This window comes from Edaphobacter paludis (genome assembly GCF_039993895.1).
GTDB classification, from domain to species: Bacteria; Acidobacteriota; Terriglobia; order Terriglobales; family Acidobacteriaceae; genus Edaphobacter; species Edaphobacter paludis.
This window is the reverse complement of the sequence record NZ_CP121194.1, coordinates 2,227,596-2,251,738: the sequence shown is the minus strand read 5'-3', so window position 1 is coordinate 2,251,738 and position 24,143 is coordinate 2,227,596. Positions and strand designations below refer to the sequence as shown.

Annotated in this window: 23 protein-coding genes; 13 read left to right on the top strand and 10 right to left on the bottom strand. The window is 55.7% G+C overall.

Features of this window, described 5'->3' with window-relative positions; translation table 11 throughout:
• The first annotated feature begins 237 nt into the window (after positions 1-237).
• From P4G45_RS09290 to P4G45_RS09280, 3 genes are read left to right on the top strand one after another with little or no spacing between them, the layout of a single operon-like run.
• Positions 238-1,260, top strand: a complete 1,023-nt coding sequence (locus P4G45_RS09290; protein WP_348266198.1) for a DGQHR domain-containing protein — start codon at positions 238-240, stop codon at positions 1,258-1,260.
• Entirely contained in the window at positions 1,253-2,851 is a 1,599-nt protein-coding gene (locus P4G45_RS09285; protein ID WP_348266197.1) for a hypothetical protein, read from the top strand. Before P4G45_RS09290 ends, P4G45_RS09285 begins: the two co-directional genes overlap by 8 nt.
• Complete coding sequence (locus tag P4G45_RS09280; protein WP_348266196.1) at positions 2,851-4,416, top strand: ATP-binding protein; 1,566 nt, start codon at positions 2,851-2,853, stop codon at positions 4,414-4,416. The genes P4G45_RS09285 and P4G45_RS09280 overlap by 1 nt, the downstream gene beginning before the upstream one ends.
• A 42-nt stretch (positions 4,417-4,458) precedes the next feature.
• Here P4G45_RS09280 and P4G45_RS09275 read toward each other — a convergent pair whose 3' ends face one another.
• The gene (locus P4G45_RS09275; RefSeq protein ID WP_348266195.1) at positions 4,459-5,289 is read right to left on the bottom strand and encodes a hypothetical protein; all 831 of its coding nucleotides are present in this window, start codon (positions 5,287-5,289) and stop codon (positions 4,459-4,461) included.
• Complete coding sequence (locus tag P4G45_RS09270) at positions 5,289-6,269, bottom strand: DGQHR domain-containing protein (protein ID WP_348266194.1); 981 nt, start codon at positions 6,267-6,269, stop codon at positions 5,289-5,291. Before P4G45_RS09270 ends, P4G45_RS09275 begins: the two co-directional genes overlap by 1 nt.
• 453 nt (positions 6,270-6,722) lie before the next feature.
• Here P4G45_RS09270 and P4G45_RS09265 point away from each other — a divergent pair, with 453 nt between their 5' ends.
• From P4G45_RS09265 to P4G45_RS09245, 5 genes are all read left to right on the top strand, one after another.
• Positions 6,723-7,637 carry an ArdC family protein gene (locus P4G45_RS09265; RefSeq protein WP_348266193.1) on the top strand — a complete coding sequence of 305 codons (915 nt, stop codon included), beginning with the start codon at positions 6,723-6,725 and terminating at the stop codon, positions 7,635-7,637.
• The gene (locus P4G45_RS09260; protein WP_348266192.1) at positions 7,637-8,056 is read left to right on the top strand and encodes a hypothetical protein; all 420 of its coding nucleotides are present in this window, start codon (positions 7,637-7,639) and stop codon (positions 8,054-8,056) included. The genes P4G45_RS09265 and P4G45_RS09260 overlap by 1 nt, the downstream gene beginning before the upstream one ends.
• Before the next feature lie 81 nt (positions 8,057-8,137).
• Entirely contained in the window at positions 8,138-9,766 is a 1,629-nt protein-coding gene (locus P4G45_RS09255; protein ID WP_348266191.1) for a ParB/RepB/Spo0J family partition protein, read from the top strand.
• Between the two features lie 320 nt (positions 9,767-10,086).
• A complete protein-coding gene (locus P4G45_RS09250) occupies positions 10,087-10,950 on the top strand; it encodes a hypothetical protein (protein WP_348266190.1) in 864 nt (287 codons plus the stop codon).
• On the top strand, positions 10,950-11,750 hold the full coding sequence (locus tag P4G45_RS09245) for a hypothetical protein (RefSeq protein ID WP_348266189.1): 801 nt from the start codon (positions 10,950-10,952) through the stop codon (positions 11,748-11,750). The genes P4G45_RS09250 and P4G45_RS09245 overlap by 1 nt, the downstream gene beginning before the upstream one ends.
• Before the next feature lie 310 nt (positions 11,751-12,060).
• On the opposite strand, the gene arsB is transcribed toward P4G45_RS09245, so the two are convergent.
• Together arsB and P4G45_RS09235 are read right to left on the bottom strand one after the other, a co-directional pair.
• Positions 12,061-13,182, bottom strand: a complete 1,122-nt coding sequence (gene arsB, locus P4G45_RS09240) for an ACR3 family arsenite efflux transporter (RefSeq protein ID WP_348266188.1) — start codon at positions 13,180-13,182, stop codon at positions 12,061-12,063.
• Positions 13,182-13,592: a metalloregulator ArsR/SmtB family transcription factor gene (locus P4G45_RS09235; RefSeq protein ID WP_348266187.1), complete on the bottom strand. Its 411-nt coding sequence runs from the start codon at positions 13,590-13,592 to the stop codon at positions 13,182-13,184. Before P4G45_RS09235 ends, arsB begins: the two co-directional genes overlap by 1 nt.
• A gap of 73 nt (positions 13,593-13,665) precedes the next feature.
• On the opposite strand from P4G45_RS09235, the gene arsM reads away from it, so the two are divergent.
• Genes arsM through P4G45_RS09220 form a run of 3 tightly spaced genes read left to right on the top strand, consistent with a single transcriptional unit; the run spans position 13,666 to position 15,532 of the window.
• Positions 13,666-14,586: an arsenite methyltransferase gene (arsM, locus tag P4G45_RS09230; protein ID WP_348266186.1), complete on the top strand. Its 921-nt coding sequence runs from the start codon at positions 13,666-13,668 to the stop codon at positions 14,584-14,586.
• A 40-nt stretch (positions 14,587-14,626) separates the two neighbouring features.
• Positions 14,627-15,115, top strand: a complete 489-nt coding sequence (locus P4G45_RS09225) for an arsenate reductase ArsC (protein WP_348266185.1) — start codon at positions 14,627-14,629, stop codon at positions 15,113-15,115.
• Between the two features lie 15 nt (positions 15,116-15,130).
• The gene (locus P4G45_RS09220; protein ID WP_348266184.1) at positions 15,131-15,532 is read left to right on the top strand and encodes an arsenate reductase ArsC; all 402 of its coding nucleotides are present in this window, start codon (positions 15,131-15,133) and stop codon (positions 15,530-15,532) included.
• A gap of 13 nt (positions 15,533-15,545) precedes the next feature.
• Here the strand turns inward: P4G45_RS09220 and P4G45_RS09215 are convergent, their stop codons facing one another.
• A complete protein-coding gene (locus tag P4G45_RS09215; protein ID WP_348266183.1) occupies positions 15,546-16,265 on the bottom strand; it encodes an SOS response-associated peptidase in 720 nt (239 codons plus the stop codon).
• Between the two features lie 2 nt (positions 16,266-16,267).
• Entirely contained in the window at positions 16,268-16,531 is a 264-nt protein-coding gene (locus P4G45_RS09210; protein ID WP_348266182.1) for a hypothetical protein, read from the bottom strand.
• A gap of 38 nt (positions 16,532-16,569) precedes the next feature.
• On the opposite strand from P4G45_RS09210, the gene P4G45_RS09205 reads away from it, so the two are divergent.
• Entirely contained in the window at positions 16,570-16,857 is a 288-nt protein-coding gene (locus P4G45_RS09205) for a hypothetical protein (RefSeq protein ID WP_348266181.1), read from the top strand.
• A 165-nt stretch (positions 16,858-17,022) separates the two neighbouring features.
• Here P4G45_RS09205 and P4G45_RS09200 read toward each other — a convergent pair whose 3' ends face one another.
• Positions 17,023-18,087 (bottom strand): hypothetical protein, encoded by a 1,065-nt coding sequence (locus P4G45_RS09200; RefSeq protein ID WP_348266180.1) that lies wholly within the window; start codon positions 18,085-18,087, stop codon positions 17,023-17,025.
• A gap of 734 nt (positions 18,088-18,821) precedes the next feature.
• Here P4G45_RS09200 and P4G45_RS09195 point away from each other — a divergent pair.
• Complete coding sequence (locus P4G45_RS09195; protein ID WP_348266179.1) at positions 18,822-19,190, top strand: helix-turn-helix domain-containing protein; 369 nt, start codon at positions 18,822-18,824, stop codon at positions 19,188-19,190.
• 102 nt (positions 19,191-19,292) lie between these two features.
• Here the strand turns inward: P4G45_RS09195 and P4G45_RS09190 are convergent, their stop codons facing one another.
• From P4G45_RS09190 to P4G45_RS09180, 3 genes are all read right to left on the bottom strand, one after another.
• A complete protein-coding gene (locus tag P4G45_RS09190) occupies positions 19,293-22,238 on the bottom strand; it encodes an ATP-binding protein (RefSeq protein ID WP_348266178.1) in 2,946 nt (981 codons plus the stop codon).
• Between the two features lie 744 nt (positions 22,239-22,982).
• Positions 22,983-23,564 (bottom strand): PIN domain-containing protein, encoded by a 582-nt coding sequence (locus P4G45_RS09185; protein ID WP_348266177.1) that lies wholly within the window; start codon positions 23,562-23,564, stop codon positions 22,983-22,985.
• Positions 23,565-23,567: 3 nt separating this feature from the next.
• A complete protein-coding gene (locus P4G45_RS09180) occupies positions 23,568-24,017 on the bottom strand; it encodes a helix-turn-helix domain-containing protein (RefSeq protein WP_348266176.1) in 450 nt (149 codons plus the stop codon).
• Positions 24,018-24,143: the final 126 nt, after the last annotated feature.

Here is a 24,143-nt window from a genome sequence, read left to right as displayed (position 1 = left end):
CGGTACGAGCTGGAGCTTGCCGACGCCGGGAGGCGAAACGTTCATGGCATTTCCTTTAGAATCAACGAATTAGACCCTTCGGTAATCCTTCCCTCTGTTTTAGGCCTGCCTTGACTACAAACCGCTCAGAGTGTAGGACTTAGCAAAATGTTCGCACAACTCTCATTGCAGTGATCAGACCCCCATTGTGCACTTGAACTGTGGCACAATTGCAGTAGAACGCTGCAAGGAGCGATCGTGTCTATCCACAAAATTCCATGCCAGATCGGCTTTTCTGCAGGGCGTAAAGTCGCAATGGGCTTCGCTCCTGCTCGCCTATTGGCAGCGTTGAGCTTTGCTGATGTTCTCGTCGAGGAGACGGGACGCGGATACCAGCGCCGCTTCAACGCGAAACACAGCTTGGATTTTCGCCGCTACATTCAAGGCGCGCAAAGCTCGACCATTCCGCTAACGTTCAATCTTCGCCCGAGTGGAACAGAGGCGTGGCGCCTTACGGAAGCCGTGAGCGGTCTCTCCGTGCTCGAAGTTCGCGAAGGCGCGGAGAAGGTCATGGTCCAAGTTGACTGTCAGCACCGACTTGGGTACCTGAGCGATGTCGACGTCACCCTCCCATTTATGACTTTCATCGGCCTTGATCAGGCCGAAGAGATGGAAATCTTCAGCGTGATCAATAGCAAAGCGAGAGGACTAAGCAACAGCCTGCTGGACTTCCATGAGGCATCGCTTGCTGGGGATCTAGCCCGCGAAAAACCAGAGCTTTATATCGCATTGCAGCTCAACATTCATCCAGATTCCCCTTGGAGCAAACAGCTAGATTTGGGTGGCGTAGCTACGTCTGGCATGATGCGTCGAGCGTCTCTACGAACGATGCAGAAAGCAGTCAAAAAGTTCCTAAGCCAAACGCAAATTATAAAGTCCGAATCGGCGGAAGCAGCTGCTGAGATCGTGATCGCGTTTTGGTCCGCCGTATCTGTCGTCCTTCAAGACTTGTGGAATGCGCCAAGAGCGTACTTGATCAACAAAGGTGTTGGTGTTTATGCGCTGATGATCATCGCCGCCGATCTTTATACGGAGGCGAAAGGGCAAATTTGTGACAAGAGGTATTTCGTTATGAAGCTTTCAGAGTTCCTAGGCGATATCGATTGGAGCAGGCAAGGGCCTTTCCAAGGTTTTGGCGGAGAAGGTGGCGTGGGTAAGGTGGTTGCAAGCATTCGACAGAGTAGAGGCGTTAGCCCTTTAAGGATGGTCAATCGTGGCTAACAATCGAATCCTGCTTATTGAGCCCGGATACAAGAACAAATATCCGCCACTTGGCTTGATGAAGATCGCGCAGTACCATGGCCCACGAGGTAAACGCGATCACGTCACGTTTATCAAGGGTGAAGACAAATCTGTCCTTGGGCAAGCTTGGGATCGGATTTATGTGACGACCCTCTTTTCATTTGAGTACCCCAAAATAGCTGAGACCATCGACTTTGCCCTCAGAGTTGCCGGAGGTAGTCGGGACAAGGTGTTCGTTGGCGGTATTGCCGCATCGCTCATGCACGAACGCTTTCTGGAGGAACGCCGCTGGCAGGGCATCCGAGTTATAAAGGGTCTACTCAATACCGCTCCAGCGACGTCATTGCAGCTCGATGACTTCTCTGATGAGCTCTACGCGGATGATACCAGCGGCACGCCCATTGAAGATCTCATTCCTGACTACAGCATCTTGGATCAGATCGAATACAAGTATCCCGTGAGTGATGCCTATTTCACATACGGGTCTCGTGGTTGCATCAGAAAATGCAGCTTCTGTGGCGTTCCAAAGCTCGAAGGAGATCAGAGAGATACCGAATCAATCTCGGCCATAGTCCGCGGGGTAGAAAAATTTTATGGAGCCAAGAAGGACTTGACCCTGATGGACAACAATGTGGTCGCATCAGGCAAATTTAGAGAGATTATCGCAGAGATCCGCGATCTTGGATTTACTCCTGGCGCGAAGCTGAAGCGCGGGCGTGTCTCTGTGCAACGGCGAGTGGATTTCAATCAGGGCGTGGATGCGCGGATTCTCTGCAAGGACAAGATGTACCTGCGGGAACTTTCGACGATCTGTTTGAGACCGCTCCGGATCGCCTTTGATCATCTGGGCCTTATAGAGCCCTATTCTCAAGCCGTTCGCTATGCAACAGAGTTCGGATTGACCGAACTCTCTAATTACATGCTGTACAACTTCAAAGATTCACCACGCGATTTGTTCGAAAGAATGCGCGTGAATGTGACGCTTAACGAAGAGTTGAAAATACGAATCTGGTCCTTTCCTATGCGGTTCCAACCGACGGACCTGCCTAACCGGTCGCACATTGGAGCTAAATGGTCGCGCTATCAGTTGCGTTCCATGCAGCTGATCCTCCAAGCCACACACGGCGTTGTCAGTGGTGCGCCCGACTTCTTTCGTCATGCCTTCGGCGACACGTATCAGGACTTCGAGAAGATCCTTCTTATGCCACACCACTTCATCTTCAACCGTCAATGGTTTGAGAAAGGCGAGGGAAAGGCTGAATTGGATCAATTTCAATCGGACTTTGCGCGCCTTGCTGATAGTGATCGCGACGAACTGCTCGGCCTCGTTTCGTCAACCGATGCGAGGAATTTTGAGCTGTTGCCCACGATTGCTGAGAGTTCAGCCGTCCGCAGGATTCTTCAGTTCTATATTCCTATGGACAAGGAGCAAGAAGCCTTGATCTGGAATGCTCCAAGGCCTGCTGCTGCCGTCCCCGACGAGGAGAGAGTAGAAGATGCAGGGCTAAACGATGATGCTGACCGGGCTTCAACACTAGCAGCCTCTGATTACGTGGAGATCACCGCCTGATGTCAGGACTCGTAAGCCTACAAGTGAAACAACCGCAATGGTCCAAGCCAACAGATCAGATATTCATTGGCAAAGACATCCTTGAACTCTTAAGCACTTCTATGTACGTCGATCCGCTTACAATGTACCGAGAGTACATTCAAAACGCAGCCGATGCGCATGATGCAGACGCGACTACTCGCAACACAAATCGTTCTGGTTCCGTTCGTATAAAAATCAATCGGCAAGAACGCAGCATCCTGATATCGGACGACGGCCTCGGCCTCAGCGAACGCGAGTTCCGTAAGCGACTGACGTCGATCGGTGGAAGTGCGAAGCGCGGTACAAACGCGCGAGGCTTCCGAGGTGTAGGGCGATTGGCAGGATTAGCATACTGCCAAGAACTCATCTTCCGCACTCGCCCGGCGGGCAAAGACTCTGTCTATGAGCTGCGGTGGGATTCTCGCAAAGTTCGGACGCTTTTGCGCTCTTCTGATACCCAACTCGACCTCGCAGGGATCATTGCAGAGAGCATCGAATCCCGAACAATTCCAGCTAGCGGCTATCCAGACCACTTTTTTGAAGTAGAGCTGCGGAATGTTGTGCGCCACCGAGACGACAGGCTATTAAATACGCTCGACGTATCTCAATACCTGGGGCAGGTCGCACCCGTCGCGTTTCACCCGGAGTTCAGCTTTGGAGAAGAGATTACCAACTATCTCAAAGATAACGGTGTAAGCTACACACCTTTGTCCGTTGAGATCGAGGGTGAGGGGCCCGTTTTTAGACCCCATCGCAACGAGATTGCGCTGGGAGGTAAGAGACTCAAGCTGCTTGCTCCTGAAATGTTCACGACCCTAGATAGAGAGGGGGAGTGCTCCGCAGTCAGTTGGGTTTTGCATCACGAGTATCTAGGTACTTTGCCTAAAAGCACAATGATAAATGGCTGGCGATTGCGGTCTGGGGATGTGCAGGTTGGCGGAAACGACATTTTAGAAGAGCTCTTCCCGGAGAGCCGCTTTAATGGATGGACGATCGCTGAAACACACGTCCTCAGCAAAAAGATTATTCCGAATGGGCGCAGAGACAACTATGAGCACAGCGCCCATTTCTCTGATTTGCTGACCCGTCTTACTCCCACTGCAAAGGACATCGCACACCGTTGCCGGGTCAGCTCGATCAGCAGAAATGCGCTTCAGAAGCACGAAGCTGACCTCGCTAAATGCGAGGAAAGCATTGCCATTGCGTCAAAGCCCCGGACTCCAGCTTTCGTTGTAGCTTCTTTAAAAGAGGAAGTTGAATCGTGCCTTTCCACGCTGGCAAAGACCTCTCAACGTGGGCTATTTAGCGATTCTGAGGGGGACCGGTTCGAACTAAGGATCAAAAAGATTACGAGCAAACTAAAGGCTCTTCCCGATGACCCGGATACTGCCGATGCATTGCAAGATTTTCCACCCGCACAACGCCACATAATCAAGGACGTTATTGAGACTATCTATCTTGCGGAGGGCCAGTCAGATGTCGCAGATAGGCTGGTCGGCAAGATTCTTTCCAAGTTGCGCAGCCATCGACGGAAGCAAAAGTGAAAAGACCGCATTGACGTTCTCTTCTGAATGTACGTACGACGTCTACACAAACAATTGCTGCAAAATGGATTGTGTTACAAGATTTGGCGGCGGCGCGGTTACGAGGGAGCGAATGACCTTTGGCCGATCTCCGGCCAAAAGGCCCTCATAAGGAAAGCTGCTTACCTTGAACTCTTTAGCAAAGTGAACTGCGAGTTTAAGAATATGCTCCGTTACCTCACGCTGTTGGCCAAGCGACCCGCCGTATTCACTCAAGTCTTTTGGGCGAGGATTTGACTTCAAGAGAACGGATGCGTCAAAGGCTTGTGCCATGTCGTAGTTGACACCGTTACGCGAAGTAATCTGCCACGTCCGGTTATTGTTCACGGGCTCGATCGCCTCGGTGAGGATAGTCGGAACCCATGGCGCAAAGGACGTGCATCCCTCGTAATAGAGATCCCAGAACACTTCGTGGCTTCCACGATAGCCGCTCGGCCCTTTCAGATTTTTCTTATGAATCTGAAACGCCTGATGATTCGGTATCCCTGACTCCACATCGGCTGAATAGCCTTGTCCGACCCACACTCCATACATGCCAAGGATTGCATTCGCTGCAAAGAACGATGCGTAATAGAGAGATACCTGCGACCATGCAGCGTTGCTTGGAGTGAACATCTCTAAAGCGCGCCGATATTGGCTCACCCCGAAGAGGATTCCGCGCTCAACATTGTTGAGTAGACTGATCCGATGGATAGTAAAGTTTTGCGAGCCTTCGCGTACAGTCTTGGAAGCCGAGCCCCTGTAAAGGGTCGGAAGTGACTGCCCGACGCCTTGCTGATAAGCAGGTAGTGGTGCGCAAAAATGCTGAGCCTGAGTGTAATCGAACAGTCGCATTAGGCAACAACCTGCTTCAGCATGGCCTGAAAGAGATCGGTGACCCCGGCTGTCCCTTGAGCTGCCCGCACTACTTCAGGCGTGAGGGTAAGGGGGTCAATCTTCCTGAGCGTAGCCAAAAATTCCGGCGTCGATATCATCGCGGGCGCTGGACTCTTTAGAATCAGCTCGGTGAGAACCCGCAGTAGAGCTCGCAGAATCCGTGCCTTGTAGAACGTACTGTCTGTGTCTCCCCATCCCTTTGTGTCTAATGATTTCACCGCCGTAAAAAATCGAATCAGCAGTCCAGCATAAGCTTCGAAACCGAGATCAGAGTGAGCTTTCTTCGTCTTGGTGATGAGCGTCTTGATCTCAGGCGCTAATGACCCCTGCTTTATGCTGACGTCCTTCTGCTCGCCAGTGAGGTCGATAGCATAGTAGAAGGGACTGTCTTTCCTTTCGACCAGTTCAAAGACCAACTCAGAAGCCATGATTGCTGATTCGTCGCCGTTCGGCTGAACCAATCGGACAAGATCCCAACGCAAAGACGAGGGAACTCTTTTCTGATTGTCATTTATCTCTAGAAAAAGTTCGGCCATCTCTTTCTCGGACTTGTCTAAATGGACGATGCAGGCGTAGTTCGCCTCTTTGTTCGAGAAATTCTGAGCCCACAGTCGATGCTGCCCATCAACGACGAGAAACTTGGTCTTATCTGGCAGAGTGAGATTACGTCCATCGAAGTTCAAGGTCTTGACATTTGAGGCAAGGGTGATTGCGTTCGGGAAAGTCCGTTCGTTGTCCAGCACTGTTCTTGCGATGGCACGGGATCGCGCCTCATTGACGATCCTTTGGAATCCGGCAATAGGGTCTTGAAGCCTCCATGAGGGTGTCGTATGGGTCAAAAGCCACTTGCCAGGAAGCACGACCACGTAAACGAAGGGATTGTGTTGGAGTAATAAGGCTGGTGCTGCAATCTCATTCTGCTGCTTCGTCTTCGTCAAGATGTCTCCTGTGGCACGTCTATAGCAACCAGTGTGCGGTCGTCATTTCCGTGTTTCGTGATTCTAAACCCGTAGCAGAAGGGTAGGAAGCTTCCTCCCCACGTTGCAGCCGCTCTGGCGTCTTCCACGCCCCACCTCTGCGGGCCTTTCCCGCCCGCAACGCCCACCCCATATCCGTCCGCTTCGCGATCAAGAACGGTGAACGGACCGAGCGCTAAGGGGCTCTGCCCCGATCGCGCGGCGCAAGGGTATCCCCAATCTTCCGCGCTTCGCTTGTGCAGACCTCCGCTGCGCTTCGCCCTTTCCGTTCCAGCGTTCCGCTTCCTCTTCAAGGGTGGGGAGACCCCTCCCCTTGCGCCTTGCTACCCCCGCCTTCGCCAGGTGGCGTTCGGCATGTACATGCCGCGTTTCAACGCGGACGTGCAAAGGCCAACACCCAAGGAGGAAGCACCCATGAACACCACCGCAAGCACCATCACCCCCATCAGCGAAGCCCCCAAACAGCCGCAGCAACGGCAGACCGCCAAAGACATCATCGCCGCCAACGTGAAAAGCCTCATTGAGCAGCTAGAGGCCGGACACTCCGACGCCCTCACCGCCTACCTCGACGCGATGAGCAGATTCCACAACTACAGCTTTGGAAACATTCTGGAGATTGCCCGGCAGAGGCCGTCCGCAACGCGCGTTGCAGGGCTGTACGCATGGAACCAGCTAGGCCGGAAGGTGAAGAAAGGTGAGAAAGGGATTCGGATTCTCGCGCCCATCGTCGGCATCAAGCGCAAGAAAGACGAAGAAGCCAACAAGGACATCACCAAGCAGAACACCCGGGTTTTAGTTGGGTTCCGCAACGCTTACGTCTTTGACGTCGAGCAAACCGAAGGCGCAGAGCTTCCCACCCTACGGGAGATGACCGGAACGGTAGGCGAGAACCGCGACCGTCTCGTTTCGTTCATTGAAGCCCAGGGCATCGAGCTTGCGTTTACCGAAAAGATTGCCCCCGCTTTGGGCATGAGTTACGGCGGCAAGATTGCCATCCTTCCCGGCCAGTCCGAGGCCGAGGAGTTCAGCACCCTTGTCCATGAACTCGCGCACGAGATGTTGCACAAGGCCGAGCGCAGGACCACCACGACCAAGGTAGTGCGGGAGACGGAAGCGGAGGCCATCGCCTTTGTGATCGGCAAGGCCGTAGACCTCGAAACCGGAACGGCAAGCGCCGACTACATCAATCTTTATCATGGCAACGCCTCACTCTTGATTGAGAGCTTGGAAGTCATCCAGCAAGCATCCGCAGTCATCCTTGCCGCCTTGCAGCCGCCCACCGCAGCAGAGGCAGAGATGCCCGATGCAGAATTGGCGAAGGTGGCGTAATGCAGACCATTCTTCGCATTCTCAAACAGGCCGGAGGTTGGCACCACGGACTGTACCTCAAGATCGAGAACCCGCCGTATATGGCTTTGGTCATTGAGGCGACCGACGAATCAGGCCCGTGCGGTTTGCCCTCTATCTCTGTCGCGCACTACGGCGAACAGAACGGCGACCTCATGCGCGACCCGGAGGTGTGTTTCGAGCTTGGATTCATCGACGGGCCACATCTGAGCGCCTTTTACTACCGAAACGACTATGTCGGCGTGGAGCAGTGGAGCCGCACCATCGTCCGCGACAACTACGTTTACCTCGCCAGCTTGCATCAGCAGCACGAGCGATTCGCCAAGGTGTGGGACAACAACCTGAGATTGCAGGGCTTCGCCGAAGTCTTCGAGCAGCAACAGCAGACCCCACGCGCCTAAACCCTTTCCCGCCCCGGAGCGGATGGGCAAGCGCGTCCGCTCCACAACTTAGTGCAGTGCAACCGCTCAAGGAGAGCAGCCATGCAGGATTCTTCCGCCTTCCAGATACTCGCCATCGACACCATCCACGAATCCACCACCAACCCCCGCCGCACCTTTGATGAAGCCAAGCTGTACGAACTTGCCGACTCCATCAAGCACAACGGCCTGATTCAGCCCATCACGGTAAGACCGAATAACCAAGGCTTCGAGATCGTCGCGGGAGCCAGACGCTACCGCGCTGCCCAACTTGCCGAGTTGTTTTCCGTTCCCGCCCGTATCGTCGAGATCGACGACGCCAAGGCGCTCGAATGGCAGCTAGTGGAGAACAGCCAGCGGGTCGACGTGCATCCTTATGAAGAAGCGCAGGGCTTCCAACGATTGCTCGACATCCCCGGCTATGACGTTGCCGCCTTGGTCGAGAAGTCAGGCAAGAGCGCAAGCCATGTCTACGCACGTCTCTCCCTATTGCAACTCATCCCCACTGTGGCGGAGGCGTTCACCCAGGAGCGCATCACCGCAAGCCACGCCAACCTTATCGCCCGTCTCCCGCAGGAGAGCCAGGCCGAAGCCTTCGAGCAGTGCTGGCGCAAGGACTGGCAGGACAAAGAGCCGCACCTGCTACCCGCCAAGCACGTTGCCGCCTGGATACAGGCCAACCTCTATCTGTCTCTCGCGGATGCGCCCTTCGACCGCGAAGACCCCACCCTCAATCCCACAGCCGGAGCTTGCGTCACCTGCCCCCGCCGCAGCGGATACAACACCGCACTTTTTGCCGACGTGGTTTCCGACCAGTGCCTCGATTCAAGCTGCTACCACGGCAAGATAGAGGCATTCCTAGACCGAGAGATTGCCGCACACCCCGGCCTCGTCCAGATCGAGAACGGCTGGCGCAATCCCAAAGAGCAGCGACCGGGAGCCGTGCAGCGCGGCCACGTTCGGGAGATTCCGACCGCGACCGACAATCCCGACGCGGAGCCAGTGATGCCGTGCGGCGCAGCCAAGACCGCAATCGTCGTTTACGGCAAGCAGCTCGGTCGCAAGCTCACCGTTTGCACGGACAAGCATTGCCCGGTGCATGACCCACAGGCAGCAGCCGAAGCAGCAGCCCATCCCATCCCAACGATGGCGCCCGCGCCCGAGATTGAGACGGAGGAGGAGGCCGCGCAACGCGAGGCCAACCACGAACAACGCATGGCCGAGTACAAGGTCGAACAGGAGCGCAAAGAGGAGGAGAGCAAAGCCGAATTCGAACGTCAGCAGAAGGAGTACGAGACCGAGCAAGCGCACCGCGACAAACAGCGCAAGGCGAGAGTCACCACCCTCGAGCGGATCATCGAAGAGGCTCCCGCGTCATTCAGCCCCGCGCAACTGCGCGTCTTCCTTCGCTTGGTCATCCATTTGGACTACAGCTTCCTTGAGGAGGTGGCGTCTCACTTCGCCAACGGAGACGAGAACTCCCAACAGTCGGATGATGAAATTGTGCTGGCCGCATTGGACGGCACGGCAGATGAGAAGCTAACCAGCTTCGCCCTGCGCCTCGTCCTCTCTGACCACATCGGCATTCCTCAAGAGAGCCAGCCGGAATTGCTGACAAGAGGCCGAGCAGGTGTTCGCGCCAAAGAAGCCCAAGGCTGTCAAAGCCAAGGGAGACGGCCTGAGCAAACCTAAGCCAGCAGCGGCCAAGGCTTCGGCAAAGAAAGAGACGACCAAGAAGAAAGCGGCCTAAATTGACCACCTGTGGCCCCGGATTCGTCCGGGGCCGCTTTGTCTCTTGAATGCCGCCCAAATCGCGCCGGGAGACACCCCTTCGGTTTCTCCCGGACCCTCATCCCGCCCGGTTGCCGGCCCCCGCTCGCCGGCTGCGCGGCAGGACGACGTTCCCCCTTCCTGCACCATCCCCCTTTGCTGCCTTCGGCCTCCCTCGTTGCAGCCAATCCAGAGATAACATGCCGCTCTTTGACCCGATAAAATGAGAAGAGGCGCGCAAGATGCGGCACTCTCAGGCACCACACAACACGGGCGACACACTGCGGGATGTCCACGATTCCTATCGAAGCTATCTTGGGCGTAACCGCGACCTTGCGAATCACTGCACCCAATTCTTGAAGCGCGAGAGGAGCGACCCTGCGGCCGCCCGGGCGGAGGCAGTCGTGTTCTCTTGGCTCCGTGCTGAGAAACTGGAGCCGCGCCTCTTCGAAGACGCTGGCACTGGAGGTCCAGACTTTTGCGCCACGCACGCGAAGCTAGATCATTTTCTCGTCGAAGCCACATCTCTGGATTCGGAGATGGTGGCGGAGCGTTCCGGCCTCGCGGCAGAAATCACAGGAGCTGGCGGCGGGTCGTTTGCTCTCATTACCGAAAAGCTAAAGGCGAAGATACAGGGCAAAGCCAAACAGCTATCGGGACAGGGCATGCCCACCGTCCTTGCCATCACGTCCGATCATGCGTTTGCGAGCATCCTGATGGATACCCTTGCCGCCGAGTACCTGATGACCTCCGCGCCCCAGATCAATGTTCCTATCGGTGGCGGAAGGGAGTACATGAGCACCGACCTGAAGAATTCGGTGTTCCAGCGTCCGACCGGCCTGCTTGACGCAACGGGAACGCCGATCATTAAGCCTGCTCTTCGGAGTGTAGGTGCGATTCTCCTCATGGCGGTCGATCACCGTGAGTCGCGCATTGTTGGCCTGTTGCATCCCGACGCTGCAAATCCCTTCAATCCGAAGTGGCTTCCGATGGTTCCGTTTGTGAAGTTCGCCGGGGTGTTCTCCCACACCAACATCGACACGGAATGGATACAGACCGAAGAAACGCATCGGGTCGCGGGCTTCCCCCATCGGTCTGTACGTTGATGGCGAAAGGCAAGAACAAATCGACGTACGGCGAGGACGTTCTCGCGGCCTATCTCACGGCGAATGGTGTTGCGTTCGAGCGTGAGCCACAGCTGCCCGGCGTCGCCCAGCTCATAGACTTTGTGATCCACCATCCGACACACGGCAAGATTCTGCTCGAAGTAAAAGACATCGTGAATTCTATGCCTCCGTTAGGGTTCAGCACGTTCGATCCATACAAGCCAATTCGGGAGCATATCGAAGAAGGCACACGGAAGTTCAAATCGACAGCGAATTATGTTTGTGGCTTGGTCCTGGCCGCTCCTCCGGGCAGCTTCGTTCAACTTAATGATCCGAACTACATGTTAGGCGCGATGTATGGCGATCTCGGATTTCGCGTTCCATTTGATCCCGAAGGACGCCGCTCAGCTGACGCGGAAGTGACATCGGAGTTTCTGATCGGCAAAGGCAAGATGGTAAGACCTTCGCGACTCCAGAACACCAGAATCGCCGCACTGATCTCGATCCAAGAGTTCGCCGTGTGGCACCTCGCCATGAGGAAGTACATGCACACCGATGACGGCGGACCCAAACAGGAGCGGATACAAGAAATCTACAACGGCACCGCAGGTCTCCCGGATGACATCGAAGCGAGAGAGACAGGTATCACCGTGTGGGAGAACGCGGTCGCATCGAAGAAGCTGCCGCCCGACCTATTTAGGGGCGAGATGGATGCGTGGTACGAATTCTCTGAAAGCCATCAGACGTTGGCCTTTGTTGGTGAACGCCGTAGGTCACTCGATGTCGATAAACAACGTTGAGGATGTGCCTAACTGTAAACAGTATCTCGGCCTCAATCGAGCGATGTCACGGCTGCTCACGGCCTCCTGGTAAGGCTCTCGCGCCAGTCGCCCGAGTAGCCAAACAGGGGTGCTTGCTCACTCTCCGAAAACCAGAAATCAGTGAACGCTGCGACGTTGGGTGCCTTGAACCAATGAGCTTTCCCGTCAGCGTCCACGGCCCACCACTGAGCGATTTTCGGAGCGGCTTTCCAGTCAACACCGTCGTGCATAAAGGCCTCTCGGTGACGATAGCACCTTCAAGCCAGCTCAGGTACGCATCTTCGTTCCCCTAAGGCGTATCTTCGACGGGATGGACGGAGTATCCGGTTGACCCCGAATTGAAATAGCGCCGCCTTATCCGAAAAGCGACGTTGACTAACCCGATCAAAGCGGGCACTTCGATCAACGGACCGACTACGCCCACGAACGCCTCGCCCGAGTTCAGCCCGAAGACGGCAACGGCGACGGCGATCGCCAACTCGAAATTATTTCCGGCGGCTGTGAATGAGAGGGTCGCGGACTGTGCGTAGTTAGCGCCCAGCTTCTTGCCCATCCAAAAGCTCACCAGGAACATGATGAGAAAGTAGATGACGAGCGGGATAGCGATCTTCACCACGTCGAGCGGCAGACGGACGATGAGATCGCCCTTCAGTGAGAACATGACGAGGATGGTAAAGAGTAGAGCGATAAGCGTAAGCGGGCTGATTCGTGGAATGAAGCGGGTCCGATACCATTCCTCGGACTTCATCCGAATCAAGACAAAACGCGTGATAAACCCGGCTGCGAACGGGACACCAAGATAGATCCCAACGCTCTTGGCAATCTGGCCGATGCCGATCTGGACAATGCTACCTTCCAGACCAAACCATTTTGGAAGCACTGTTAGGAACGCCCAGGCATAGAGACTGTAGAAGAGAACCTGAAAGACGCTATTGATGGCGACCAGCCCAGCCACATAGTCCGTGTCGCCTTCCGCCAGTTCGTTCCAAACCAGTACCATCGCGATACAGCGGGCAATCCCGATCAAGATCAGGCCGCGCATGTAAGCCGGCTCGCCCCGGAGAAAGACGATGGCCAGCAGGAACATCAGCACCGGACCGATGAGCCAGTTCTGCACCAATGACAAACCGAGGACTCGCTTGTTGCGGAATACCTCGCCCAGCTTCTCGTATCGAACCTTTGCCAATGGCGGGAACATCATAATGATGAGACCAATGGCAATCGGGATGTTCGTTGTGCCGGTCTGGAATCGGTTGACGAATCCGGCAGTGGAGGGAACGAAGTGCCCAATCGCGACACCAATCGCCATCGCGAGGAAGATCCACAATGTCAGGAAGCGATCAAGAAAAGAGAGCTTCTTGCGGGCTGCAGGAGCACAAATCTGCCCTTGAGTAAAAGGAGCGGTGGACATCAGCAGGCCTCGCAAGATGATTCTTGGATCGTGGTTGGAAGGGGTGCGCCGTCGAGCAATGCGTACTTAGAAGGCGAACAGCAAGCCTTCGAGAGGCGTGTTCGATCAGCCTGCATTGCCTTATCCTCCTTGAGCCAGCCCAAGGTTTGCTTCAGGATTTGCGCGGCACCGATGTGTGGTGGCATCACGATCCGGTAATGCATCCACTTTCCTTCGCGCCGTGCCGCGACGATGCCCGCGCTGCGAAGGTATGCGAGGTGTCTGGAAACCTTCGGCTGGGGACCGCCGAGGATCTCCACGAAGTAGCAGACGCAAATTTCTTGATCGCCCATCAGGTTCAGGAGGCGGAGCCGTGTGTTGTCGCCGAGGGCCTGGAAGAATCGCTCGACATTGAATGATTGTTTCGCCATGTCTCAATGTATACGCCTTGACGAATGCGAAAGCAAGACATATAGTCGCCTAAGCAGATGTGAAGGAGGAAATATGTCAGAGCAGCTTTTGGATTCGGTCAAGTCGAAGTATGGGGCAGTAGCGGAAAGCACTTTGTCCAACAACAACGCGGGTGTGCAGGCTGTCGCAGAGGCCTTCGGCTATACCGCCGAGGAACTGATCTCCATCCCCGCCGAGGCCAACATGGGCCTTTCGTGCGGCAATCCTACCGCTACTGCGCATCTCCGGCTTGGGGAAGTGGTCGTCGATCTCGGTTCAGGCGGAGGCCTCGATGTGTTCTTGGCGGCCAAGATGGTCGGACCAACCGGCCGCGCCATTGGGATCGACATGACCACGGCCATGATCGAACGCGCTAGGGCGAATGCTCAGGGTGGCGGTTACACCAATGTTGAGTTCTATCAATCGACGATCGACCAAATTCCACTCCCGGATGCCTCGGTCGATTGCGTGATCTCGAACTGCGTCCTAAACCTTGCTCCAGATAAACCTGCCGTCTTCCGCGAGATTTCTCGCGTCCTAAAGCCCGGAGGAAGGGTGGCCGTCAGCGATATCGCGCTAAAACATGAACTTCCCGAAGCGGTAGCGCAGAGCATGGCCGCTTATGTGGGTTGCATAGCCGGAGCCATCAAGATTGAGGACTACAAGAGCGGTCTGGTCGCAGCGGGATTCGAGCATGTCGAGATCGTAGATAGTGGTGCGGACCTAAATGCCTACGCGAAGGTGGAGAACCAGGCGGGATGCTGTTCGCCGGCGATGGACACGTCAAATCCGTTCCAAGTCGTTGAAGCAGCTTGGTGCACCCCGGCACCGACTGAGCCTTCACTCCACGAGGATCTCACAGCTCTGCTCTCGCAGTATGACGTCAATGCCGCGGCGGCCAGCGTGAAGGTATACGCAGTCAAGCCGCATACCGCGAGTTCAAAAGCCTGCTGTGGCCCTGAGTGCTGCGCATAGCCTTCCGTCCCGCAATCGAACTACGTTCCTAGGAGCATCTATGCCGCATTACAACGTTCTCTTTCTCTGCACTGGCAATTCGGCTCGTTCGATCATGGCCGAGGCAATCATGAATCGCAAGGGGCGTGGTAACTTTACGGCATTCAGCGCAGGAAGCCATCCGGCCGGAACCGTTCGGCCGGAAGCTATTCGTCAACTGGAGAAGGCCGGACTCGACGCTACAGGTGCTCGTAGCAAGTCTTGGGATGAATTCTCCACCCCGGATTCCCCCCATCTGAGCTTTGTATTTACGGTGTGCGATAACGCAGCCAATGAGGTTTGCCCTATCTGGCCGGGTCAGCCGATGACTGCACACTGGGGTATTCCTGATCCCGCCACCGTTCAAGGAACGTCGAACGAGATTGACCGCGCGTTCAGTCAGGCGTTCCAGGCGCTGGATCGGCGTATCAGTCTCTTCCTGAGTCTCCCCCTTGGAACCCTCGACGGCTTCGCAATTCAGAAAGAGATCGACAAGATCGGTAAGCAATAGCCCCGAAAGGAAACCATGCAAAAGATCATTTTCGCTTGCGTCCACAATGCGGGCCGGTCGCAAATGGCCGCAGCTTTCTTCAATCAACTTGCCGATCACAGCAAGGCGCAAGCGGTTTCGGCTGGGACAGAGCCGGGACTTCGCGTCCACCCAGAAGTTCTATCTGCAATGCAGGAAATCGGAATCGACCTGAGTGATGCCAAACCTCAAAAGCTTACGCAGGAACTCGCCGAAGGCGCTTCTTTGCTCATCACGATGGGTTGTGGGGACAAATGTCCGTATGTTCCGGGCCTTCGTCGTGATGATTGGCCCTTGCGTGATCCGAAAGGGCTGCCTGTGGAAGAGGTAAGGGTCATTCGTGACGAGGTAAAAACGCGTGTTTACAACCTCATTCAAAACGAGGGTGTAAGCCGCTAGCGGGCATGTGTCCTTATAACGGTAACTGTCCAGACTCGGCTGCAGACTCAGCTTTTTCCAGCAACTCAGGCCCGGTGTTGCGAACGTTATTCACCTTCGGGTTCGCTTCACGCATCTCCATAGCCTCCGACTCGAATGGTCGCAACAGATCGAGCGGTAGCTGTTCTGTCTCCTCCCTGTTGAGCCAGCGGTCATAGTCCCGAGAATGCAAGATGACTGGCATACGCGGATGTATCCGCGCCATCAGCTCGTTTGCGTCCGTCGTCACAATGGCGTAGGACTGGAGCCAGTGGCCCTCCCCGTCCTTCCAGGCATCCCATATCCCCGCGAATGCGAAGAGATTCCCACTCGATAGTTCGAATGCGTAGGGCCGTTTCGGTGGCTTACCCTCTTTGGGCCATTCGTAAAAGGCGTTCACTGGAATCAAACAACGTCGCTTCTTCATCGGTTCGCGCCAGGTGCGAGAGGTAGCGATGGTCTCCGCGCGAGCGTTGATGGTTGAGAGCCCCTTTATCTCTTTCAGGTCTTTGGTAAAGAACGGGATGAGACCCCACCGAGCCAAGATGAGTTCCCGCTCTCCCGTTTCTCGGCTCTGGCGGATGATGGGTTGATGCGTCGTTGGCGCGACGTTGTAGTCTGCGGCAGGCATCGGCAAGTCCCGCGGGCTCGGGTTCGCGTGGAAATGCTCAGCGATCTTTTGTTTGTCACTTCGTCTAACGTATCGTCCACACATAGCTAAACCTCACCACAACGAGCGCAGCCGAGGACGTGTTCCGCAAAACTATCCCACTCGGCGATACCGCCAAACGCTGAATTGCGGAGATCGCTAAAGTCCTTCGGTTCGAGAAAAGTGTAGTCCGCAGGACGTGCCCGAGCGAATTCTTCAAGGAGACGCGTCCCACCATCGCAGGGTGAGAAAACCTGGATGAGGGGATCTTCCCGCGATATCGCTTTGTGGGCCAACACGCCTCCATGCCCGCCGCGCAGCGGATAACTCATTGTGGCATATTCGCCTATTCTTCGCCTATACTCTACCAATGAAAGTTGTCGGAAACGAGCGCCGCCCAGACTGGCCGAAACTTGGCCCGTCCATCATCATCGCTACGGCCTTAATCGTCGCAATCCGCACTGCCAAATGGGTCGCAAGATCGTCGGCGGACGCACAGTTCTCAGACGTAGACGTGGACCTGGATAAGGAAGTCAGCTTCGCGGCTCGCATAAGCATTCGCGTAATGCACGAACTGCTCCGAAGGCATGAAAGCCTATTCCCGCAGCGGGTCGTGCCCACCTACGAGGGCGGATCGGAAGAAGACAGCCCGCCGTGACCGTGTACTCCAATTAGCTCATTGTGTTGGGCGTCGATTAGCTTTATCTGTCGCCGAGGGAGGCCGCTACATCATAGACACAGGAGTAAAGGCGGCGTACAAGATAGTGTCCCGTGGACCTCAGCACTTACCGGCAGCAAGCTTACTGATTGATCGTTGGGTTTCTTACTGCGCCTTGGCTTTGGAGAAGAGGAAGTCTCGCAGCGCCGGCGTCCCGGACGCTTCGTCGCTCATCACGATCCGCCACTCGTCTCCGTGCCGTGCGAAAGCCATGCCGTACAACGCCATCATCTCGCATATCAGATCGTAGATTGGCGCGAACACGTCGATGGACTTCCAGGCGAATTCGGAGAGCCAGAGCTCGTGCAGCACCCGTCCCAATCGGTCAATTACCGCCGCTACTGAAGGATTCTCCGAGAGAAGCTGTCTCGCGGCAGTTCCTTCTTGGGGTTCATGCAGTTCCAATCCGTGGAGATGGCCGAACAGATAGCCGGCACAGATAAACGCGTCACCGAAGGCTTGTTGGATTTCTCGGAACGTATCTGTCGCTCTTCCGCCGTCTCGGAAACTTTCGATCCACCTTCGGGATGCTGAACGGCTTCCATCGAGCGCGAGGCAAAAAGCGCTCTCGAAATCTCCCAGTGCTTCCGGACGATACTCGGCGGAAGATCGACAGGCTGCATATTCACTCCAGACATCAAGTGCCTTGATAAAGGTTTGCCGGGAGCGATCCCCGCAGTCAAGCGTACGACCATAGATATCGGGAAAGGTTTTGTAGAGATGTCCTTCATGTTCGACGTGCGCCGCTTCATGGGCGAGACAACCGCACGCTAATGCTTGCTCCTCTGGTTTTGCAGAAAGCGTCATCAGGCCAAGCCCAGCTCTCAGTACGATGTGAAACCGGAGCTCGCTTTCCCGACGCACAGCCACCGTCCGAGCAAGTTCCATCGTCTCCGGTTGATCGCTCATCTCCAGCGGAACCGCTCCATCCGGAAGACTTTGAAGTATGCAAGCCGCTTTTCGAGCGTCGCTGGAAACGGTGACGCCATCGAGGGCGCGCAAGTCCGTGCCTGATAGGGCAAGCGCGTAAAGCGACTGCTCGATGCTGGCGGCGACGGCGTCCCGCACCTCCGTCGAGTCATAGCAGTCTATGGACACTAGGCATTTAAGGGGGAGAAGGAGCTTTCCTTCTTCGTTCTGATGGAAATTGAGGAGGTAGTTACATCCCATTCTCAAGCCTCGTAACCGTCCGCGTTACAGCGTATCGGAAGAGGATGTCGCTCGTGCCAGAAAACCGAAATTCCGGAACATCGCGAATCGTTCGAGTTTCGCCTGTACATGTTCCGCTGTCAACGGAGGCCCATCCAACTCGTTCAGGGAAGAAACGTCTGCGGTGCGCCCCCGCAAACTGCCCTATAAACCCGTGATCGGGGAGTTGGAAAACCGTCAAACCGAGCGGTTCCTGTGACCTTTAGCTTTGGGGGCCTGGACATTCGTCACAGGCTCCCCGACCGCAAAGGCGTAGGGAAGCATCGTGTGCCATACGGCACACGTTCGGTTTGAAGGGGTTTCCACACCCCAGGACGGCGCGTCACCATCCCGACTCCATCATCGAACATCTCTTTCGACTTGGCAATCGGTCGCGATTGCCTGTTTCGACTGGGAGCGCCCTTAGGAGGCTATATCTACTCAGTGTTTCGGCTCTTCCGTCAGCTTCGGTCTCCGTTGCGTCCCACTAAACCTTCACTCAGGACGCGTTTGCTTTATCGAAGAAGGGCGGTATTGAAGCTTGCGAACTTCTAATACGTTGCAACCAAAGGCTGCCACGGAGACATCCTTCTCTTTACGGCAACGGATCTACAGGTTCGTCTCTTGCCACTGAGACTTGTTTGGCAACAAAGGGCGACGACACCTAAAAGGGCGACGACACCTATCAGATAGGGTCGTACGCTGAGGGCCACAGCATGAGCCACACTTCAGAGGATTACTGCCGCTCGTGTACCGACACCGTTCACCTCGTTCAGGGCAAATGGAAGATACACATCCTGTGTGCCATCCGTTCTGGCCCGGTTCGGCTCGGCCAACTTCGACGTGAACTGAGACATGCTTCCAAGAAGGTTCTGACCGAGAACCTGCGAGAGTTGGAGGATGCCGGCTTGGTGGTTCGAAGAGACCTAGGCGGGTCGGTTCGGCATGTCGAGTACGACTTCACCGAGGTGATGCGACCTCAGATCCAGGCCATGCTGGATCACCTTGCCGATTTCGGAGAGACCGTAGGCGCTCCGGAAATGATCGGGCAACGGGTGCTCCATAAAGTTCGCGCGCCACGCTGAAGAGTCTCGACGAAGAGCGTCAGGTTCTATCACGAACACTTGCGCCGCGTTCAGCAATACTCCGTCCTATCGTGGACAAATTAGCTTGGCACGATCACGCGACTACCACTCGCACGGCAAAAAGAGCGTGAAGACCGAACCAGAGTTGCTGCTTCCTGCTCTGCTTCTGACCTTAAGGATGCCCCGGTGTCGCTCGATGATCTCCTTGCTGATCCATAGTCCCAAACCCGTTCCTTGCTCTCCTTTTGTTGAGAAGAACGGTTCGAAAATCTTGGATAAATGTTGTTGAGATATTCCAGGTCCCGTATCCGCCACGGTTACAAGCACTCCGCGCTTGCCCGTGGTCCAGTGTGTCGCTGATCGACTGCGAACCAGGAGGCGTCCGCCCTGCGTCATCATGGCATCGACCGCGTTCCCGACCAGATTACTCAAAACCTGTCGGATTTCCCCATCCAAGCAGTTGATAAGGGGAGATAGGCGGCTGCGTCTCGCCACGGCAATCTCCGCTTGAACGATTCTGGTTTGGTAAAGCGACAGAGCGCTGTCGATAAGAGAATCAATGGAAACCGGAGACGGCTTTGAAGATTGCCTATGGAATCGCAGCGTCTTTGTGACAACTGCAGCAACGCGTTTGAGCTCATCGTCGGCAATCTCCAGAAACTCTTGGGCGGCAGGACTAACCGCGGCACTCCGTGCCAAGTAAAGTAAGTTCGTGACAGCTTCTAAGGGGTTGTTAATTTCGTGAGCGATCGAACTCGCCATCAGCCCTACGGCCGCCAGCTTTTCGGATTGCAAGAGTGCATCCTGGGCCATCTTACGGTCGGTGACGTCGACTCCAAGCACGATGATCCCGGACACGATCCCGTTGGCTTCGCGGAGCGGTTGGTAAATGAAGTCCACATAACGTTGGTCCGGAGGAACACCTTCCCCCGCGAAAACATCGTAGCGGGAACCGATCCCGACGTATGGCTCGCCCTCGAATACTTTGTCGAGGATTTCGATATAGCCTTGTTCGGCAGCATCGGGCAGCGCGATGCGCACCGGCTGGCCGATAACATCCCGATTGTTGATTAGCTGCAGATATAAAGGATTCACCAAGCTGATGATGTGGTCTGGTCCTTGCAAAAGTGCGAAAAACGCCGGTGCTTGGTGAAGCACTTCCAGGAGTCTGGTTCGTTCCTCGCGAATCGCGGCCTCTGATGTCTCCCGCAATCTCGCAACTTTCAGTGCAGCAGAGACTCGCGCAATTAGCTCTCGTGCTGAGAACGGCTTGATCAAGTAGTCGTCCGCGCCCATGTCCAAGCCGTCCACCTGAGCTTCTTCTCCCGCACGCGCGGACAAGAGAATGACAGGCACTGAGGCAATATTCGGATCTTCGCGAATGGCGCTGACCAGCGACATCCCGTCCATGACCGGCATCATCACGTCGCTCAGGACAAGGTCCGGCTTTCGCCTGTGGATCGCAGCCAATGCCTCAGCGCCATTCGAAACGGTCTCCACCTCCCAAAACTCTTTGAGAAGCCGCTGAAGATATTGCCTCATGTCCGCGTTGTCATCGGCTACAAGAACGCGATTCTTAGCTGCCACGATTTCGCGCTCCGGCGCGATGGAGGCCTCGCCATCTGCAGTCAGCGAGGTCGTCGATACATCCGCATTACTGCCTTCGCCGATCCAGCGCATCGCCTCATTGACGTACGCTTCCGCCCTGGGCGATATGGCAGGATGGGCTGCGCGGTGGCCGAGTTGCGCAGTGTTCAGGTGCGAAGTACCAGTTGGAATCGCAACCGTGAATCGACTTCCGGCCCCTTCCTCACTTTCAACTGCGATCTTCCCTCCGTGGATTTTCACGAGCTCCTGCACAAGCGCGAGCCCAATGCCCGTGCCTTCGATGCTCCTTCCCGTTGCGCCCTCCACCCGCTCAAACCTTCTGAAAATCTTGGGAAGCTCAGCGGCTGGTATGCCAGTCCCGGTATCGCTTACTGCCATTTCAAGAGACTCGCCAACGAGCGAGAGCTCCACCCGAACGCCTCCGCGAAGCGTGAACTTGAAAGCATTCGACACCAGGTTCAGGACGATCTTCTCCCACATTTCGCGATCTACATATACGAGAGGAAGAGACGGCATTGCTCGGAACTCAAGCGTCAGCCCCGCCTTTTCAAATGCGGACTGGAAGTTGCTCACCAAGTCCTGCGTCAGAGTCGCAAGATCGATTGGCTCGAAATGGCCTTTTTCCCGGCCAGCCTCGATACGTGAAAAGTCTAGGAGATTATTTACCAGCTTTTGCAAGCGCAACGTGTTGCGCTGCGCGAGTTGCAGCCGCTCGCGAACCCCTTCCGGTAAATTGTCCTCTTCGAGCACTTCCTGGATCGGGCCAGCCATGAGCGTAAGCGGGGTGCGAAACTCATGGCTCACATTGCTGAAAAACACCGTCTTTGCGCGATCGATCTCTGCCAGCGCCTCCGCCCTCTTTCGCTCCTGCTCAAAGGCCTCGGCGTCAGCGATCCCGCCAGACAGATGTTCGCCAATGAGCGAGAGGAAACTCGTGTAGCTTTCATCGAGTCGCTTTCGCGCGTTCAGGCCAGCCAGGAGGAAACCCTTTGGCCTGTCGTTCCCGGCCTGTTTGAGAGGAATCACTGCGAGCTCTTGTATCGGAATTCCCCAATGATCCAGCGGAATCTGCTCGCGTGGCAGCAATTCTGTAGATACGATGGCGATCTTGCCACTCAAAATCGTCTCCATCGGGGGCCACGTCGCTTCCGCATCCACCTGTAAGGGGGCCAGAGTCTCCCCAGCCTCCCTTGAAACAGCGCATCGCTTTGCGTGCGGACTCTCTTTGTCAAACAGATAAATGGAGGTAAAAGGTAGGTCGATTGGATTTTGAGAGAGTGCCCGGCCCAGCGCTTCGCATGCACTCTCTGCGTTTGTCGATTGTTCGGCCCGGACTTGTGCCAACATGCTCAAAGCTTTCAGGCGGCGTTCATTGATGACGCGCTCCGTAGTCTCATGGACGGGAGTGAAGACACCTTCTACGCCGCCCGTTTCACCCACAATCGGACTATAGGAGAAGGTGAAGTAGCACTCCTCGGGATACCCATTGCGATCAAGAACCAGCAGGAGATCATCCGCACGCACTGCCTCGCCGCGAGACAGCACACTATCCAGCATCGGACCGATCGTTTCCCATATCTCGGGGAAGATCTTTTGCCCCGGCGCTCCGAGAGCCCGGGGATGCTTGCTCGAAATGACGGGGATGTATGCATCGTTGTAAAGCATTGCCAATTCCGGCCCCCACCACACCAGGATGGCGAAAGCAGAGTTCAAGCAAATGCTGATCGAAGTCCGAAGGCTCTGGGGCCAGGTGTCAACCGATCCGAGCGGTGTTTTGGTCCAGTCCAGTGATCGCAGGACCGCGCTCGTCTCCGAATTGCCGGGAAAGACCTCGTTGTGGTTCAAAACCCGCATCCGTTTCATCCTGAGAAGTTGTCATCAAACTCGCCACAATGCTAACTACATAGATGAAAATGCACGAGGCTGCATTCTCATGATGGAAAACTGGCCTTTTGGGACAAAGAGTTAGATGTCAAAGCATTCTCGATTAGTTTCCCTCTAAGTGTGGCATTTTGACAACCAAACACCGCCTCAGATCGTGGGGAAGGCATTCGGCAGACCGCGCTTCCGTCAGGCGCAAGCGATCATCAGTCGCCAAAAAGTGAGGTCATGCAAGCTCACTTCGGAGGCACAATCGCCGTCCCGGCATTCATTTGGGCAGGCGCCTATTCAGGCGACAACCGGCTAAATGATGGAATCCTGTCCGGCGATAAGCTCACGAAGAGTCGCAGCGCTTCTGCCCAGTTCTTGAGTGTTCAGATCGGCGAGGTATTCGTCAGGGGTCTTTGACGGATTCCTGAGACTGGCGCGATGGGTCCTCGCTGCTTCCAGCACAAGGGCTGGGAAAGTCTCTATAAGCGACAGAACGAACTCATCCGGGTGCTGGGCCTCGATTCCGAAGTCCGCGAGAGCGGCATTGGGAAAGTCGGACAAATTGAGGGTGACGATTACGCTTGCGCCGCAGCGGATAGCGGCGGCCAAGACGTGCCGGTCGTCCGGATCGGGCAGCTCTATGGATTCGATCAGAGGCTCATAGCCGGTCACAAGTGCATCCGGCGCAGCCTGATCCATGAGGCGTCGAATGCGTTCCAGTTTGTCGCGTGTGATGTCAGGCCGATTCTTAAGGAGATTCCGTATCCATTCGTCGTGGACTTCGGGAGACCAATGGGCGCGGAAGATTCCCGTCAATGACAGGTGCATGAGGAAGTTTCTTAGCCCGGAAGGGTAGAGAACATTCGCATCGAAGAAGGCCCCGAGTATCGCCACGAATCAGATCCCAATCTCCTGGTCGTAGGCAGCGAGTTCATTGAGCGCAGCGAGCCGTTCGGCATGGACCTTCCGCTTGTACGCCGTCAGGGACTCGAAACGTACCCGGCGGTGGGTGCCAACCTTCCTGAACTCGATCTTGCCTTCGTCGAGCATTTGGATCAGGGAAGGGCGGGAAATGCTGAGCATGTCGGCTGCCTCCTGGGTGGTCAATTCGGCATGAACGGGGATCACCGTGACGGTGTTTCCGCGTCCCATTTCGTCGAGGATTCCGACCAGCATCTTGAGGGCGGAAGCGGGAAGTACAACCGTCTCGTCTTCCGGCGCACCGACGACCCGGAGGCGAAGAGGCGTCTTCGAGCGCAGCCGGGAAGAGAGCAGACGGCTGGTTTCCTCGGCCTGTTTGGCTTCGGACGGCGTGGGTAAAATCTGGGTCAGAAGGGCTTCAGGCACGGTTTTAACCTCGCCTTATTATGGCCCTTATTCGCAGCAAACGCAACCTATCGAAGCATTCGCAGGGCATTTTTGACGACACCTCTGCCGCGTCGAAGCAGTGGTTTAGGGCAGAGGTCGAGGTTT

What these genes read in the sequence shown, in the direction of transcription:
- P4G45_RS09280 (WP_348266196.1), top strand. Translation starts at nt 2,851, where the DNA reads ATGTCAGGACTCGTAAGCCTACAAGTGAAACAACCGCAATGGTCCAAG.
- P4G45_RS09275 (WP_348266195.1), bottom strand. Translation starts at nt 5,289, where the DNA reads ATGCGACTGTTCGATTACACTCAGGCTCAGCATTTTTGCGCACCACTA.
- P4G45_RS09265 (WP_348266193.1), top strand. Translation starts at nt 6,723, where the DNA reads ATGAACACCACCGCAAGCACCATCACCCCCATCAGCGAAGCCCCCAAA.
- P4G45_RS09260 (WP_348266192.1), top strand. Translation starts at nt 7,637, where the DNA reads ATGCAGACCATTCTTCGCATTCTCAAACAGGCCGGAGGTTGGCACCAC.
- P4G45_RS09255 (WP_348266191.1), top strand. Translation starts at nt 8,138, where the DNA reads ATGCAGGATTCTTCCGCCTTCCAGATACTCGCCATCGACACCATCCAC.
- P4G45_RS09250 (WP_348266190.1), top strand. Translation starts at nt 10,087, where the DNA reads ATGCGGCACTCTCAGGCACCACACAACACGGGCGACACACTGCGGGAT.
- P4G45_RS09245 (WP_348266189.1), top strand. Translation starts at nt 10,950, where the DNA reads ATGGCGAAAGGCAAGAACAAATCGACGTACGGCGAGGACGTTCTCGCG.
- arsB (WP_348266188.1), bottom strand. Translation starts at nt 13,182, where the DNA reads ATGTCCACCGCTCCTTTTACTCAAGGGCAGATTTGTGCTCCTGCAGCC.
- P4G45_RS09235 (WP_348266187.1), bottom strand. Translation starts at nt 13,592, where the DNA reads ATGGCGAAACAATCATTCAATGTCGAGCGATTCTTCCAGGCCCTCGGC.
- arsM (WP_348266186.1), top strand. Translation starts at nt 13,666, where the DNA reads ATGTCAGAGCAGCTTTTGGATTCGGTCAAGTCGAAGTATGGGGCAGTA.
- P4G45_RS09225 (WP_348266185.1), top strand. Translation starts at nt 14,627, where the DNA reads ATGCCGCATTACAACGTTCTCTTTCTCTGCACTGGCAATTCGGCTCGT.
- P4G45_RS09220 (WP_348266184.1), top strand. Translation starts at nt 15,131, where the DNA reads ATGCAAAAGATCATTTTCGCTTGCGTCCACAATGCGGGCCGGTCGCAA.
- P4G45_RS09215 (WP_348266183.1), bottom strand. Translation starts at nt 16,265, where the DNA reads ATGTGTGGACGATACGTTAGACGAAGTGACAAACAAAAGATCGCTGAG.
- P4G45_RS09210 (WP_348266182.1), bottom strand. Translation starts at nt 16,531, where the DNA reads ATGAGTTATCCGCTGCGCGGCGGGCATGGAGGCGTGTTGGCCCACAAA.
- P4G45_RS09205 (WP_348266181.1), top strand. Translation starts at nt 16,570, where the DNA reads ATGAAAGTTGTCGGAAACGAGCGCCGCCCAGACTGGCCGAAACTTGGC.
- P4G45_RS09200 (WP_348266180.1), bottom strand. Translation starts at nt 18,087, where the DNA reads ATGGGATGTAACTACCTCCTCAATTTCCATCAGAACGAAGAAGGAAAG.
- P4G45_RS09195 (WP_348266179.1), top strand. Translation starts at nt 18,822, where the DNA reads ATGAGCCACACTTCAGAGGATTACTGCCGCTCGTGTACCGACACCGTT.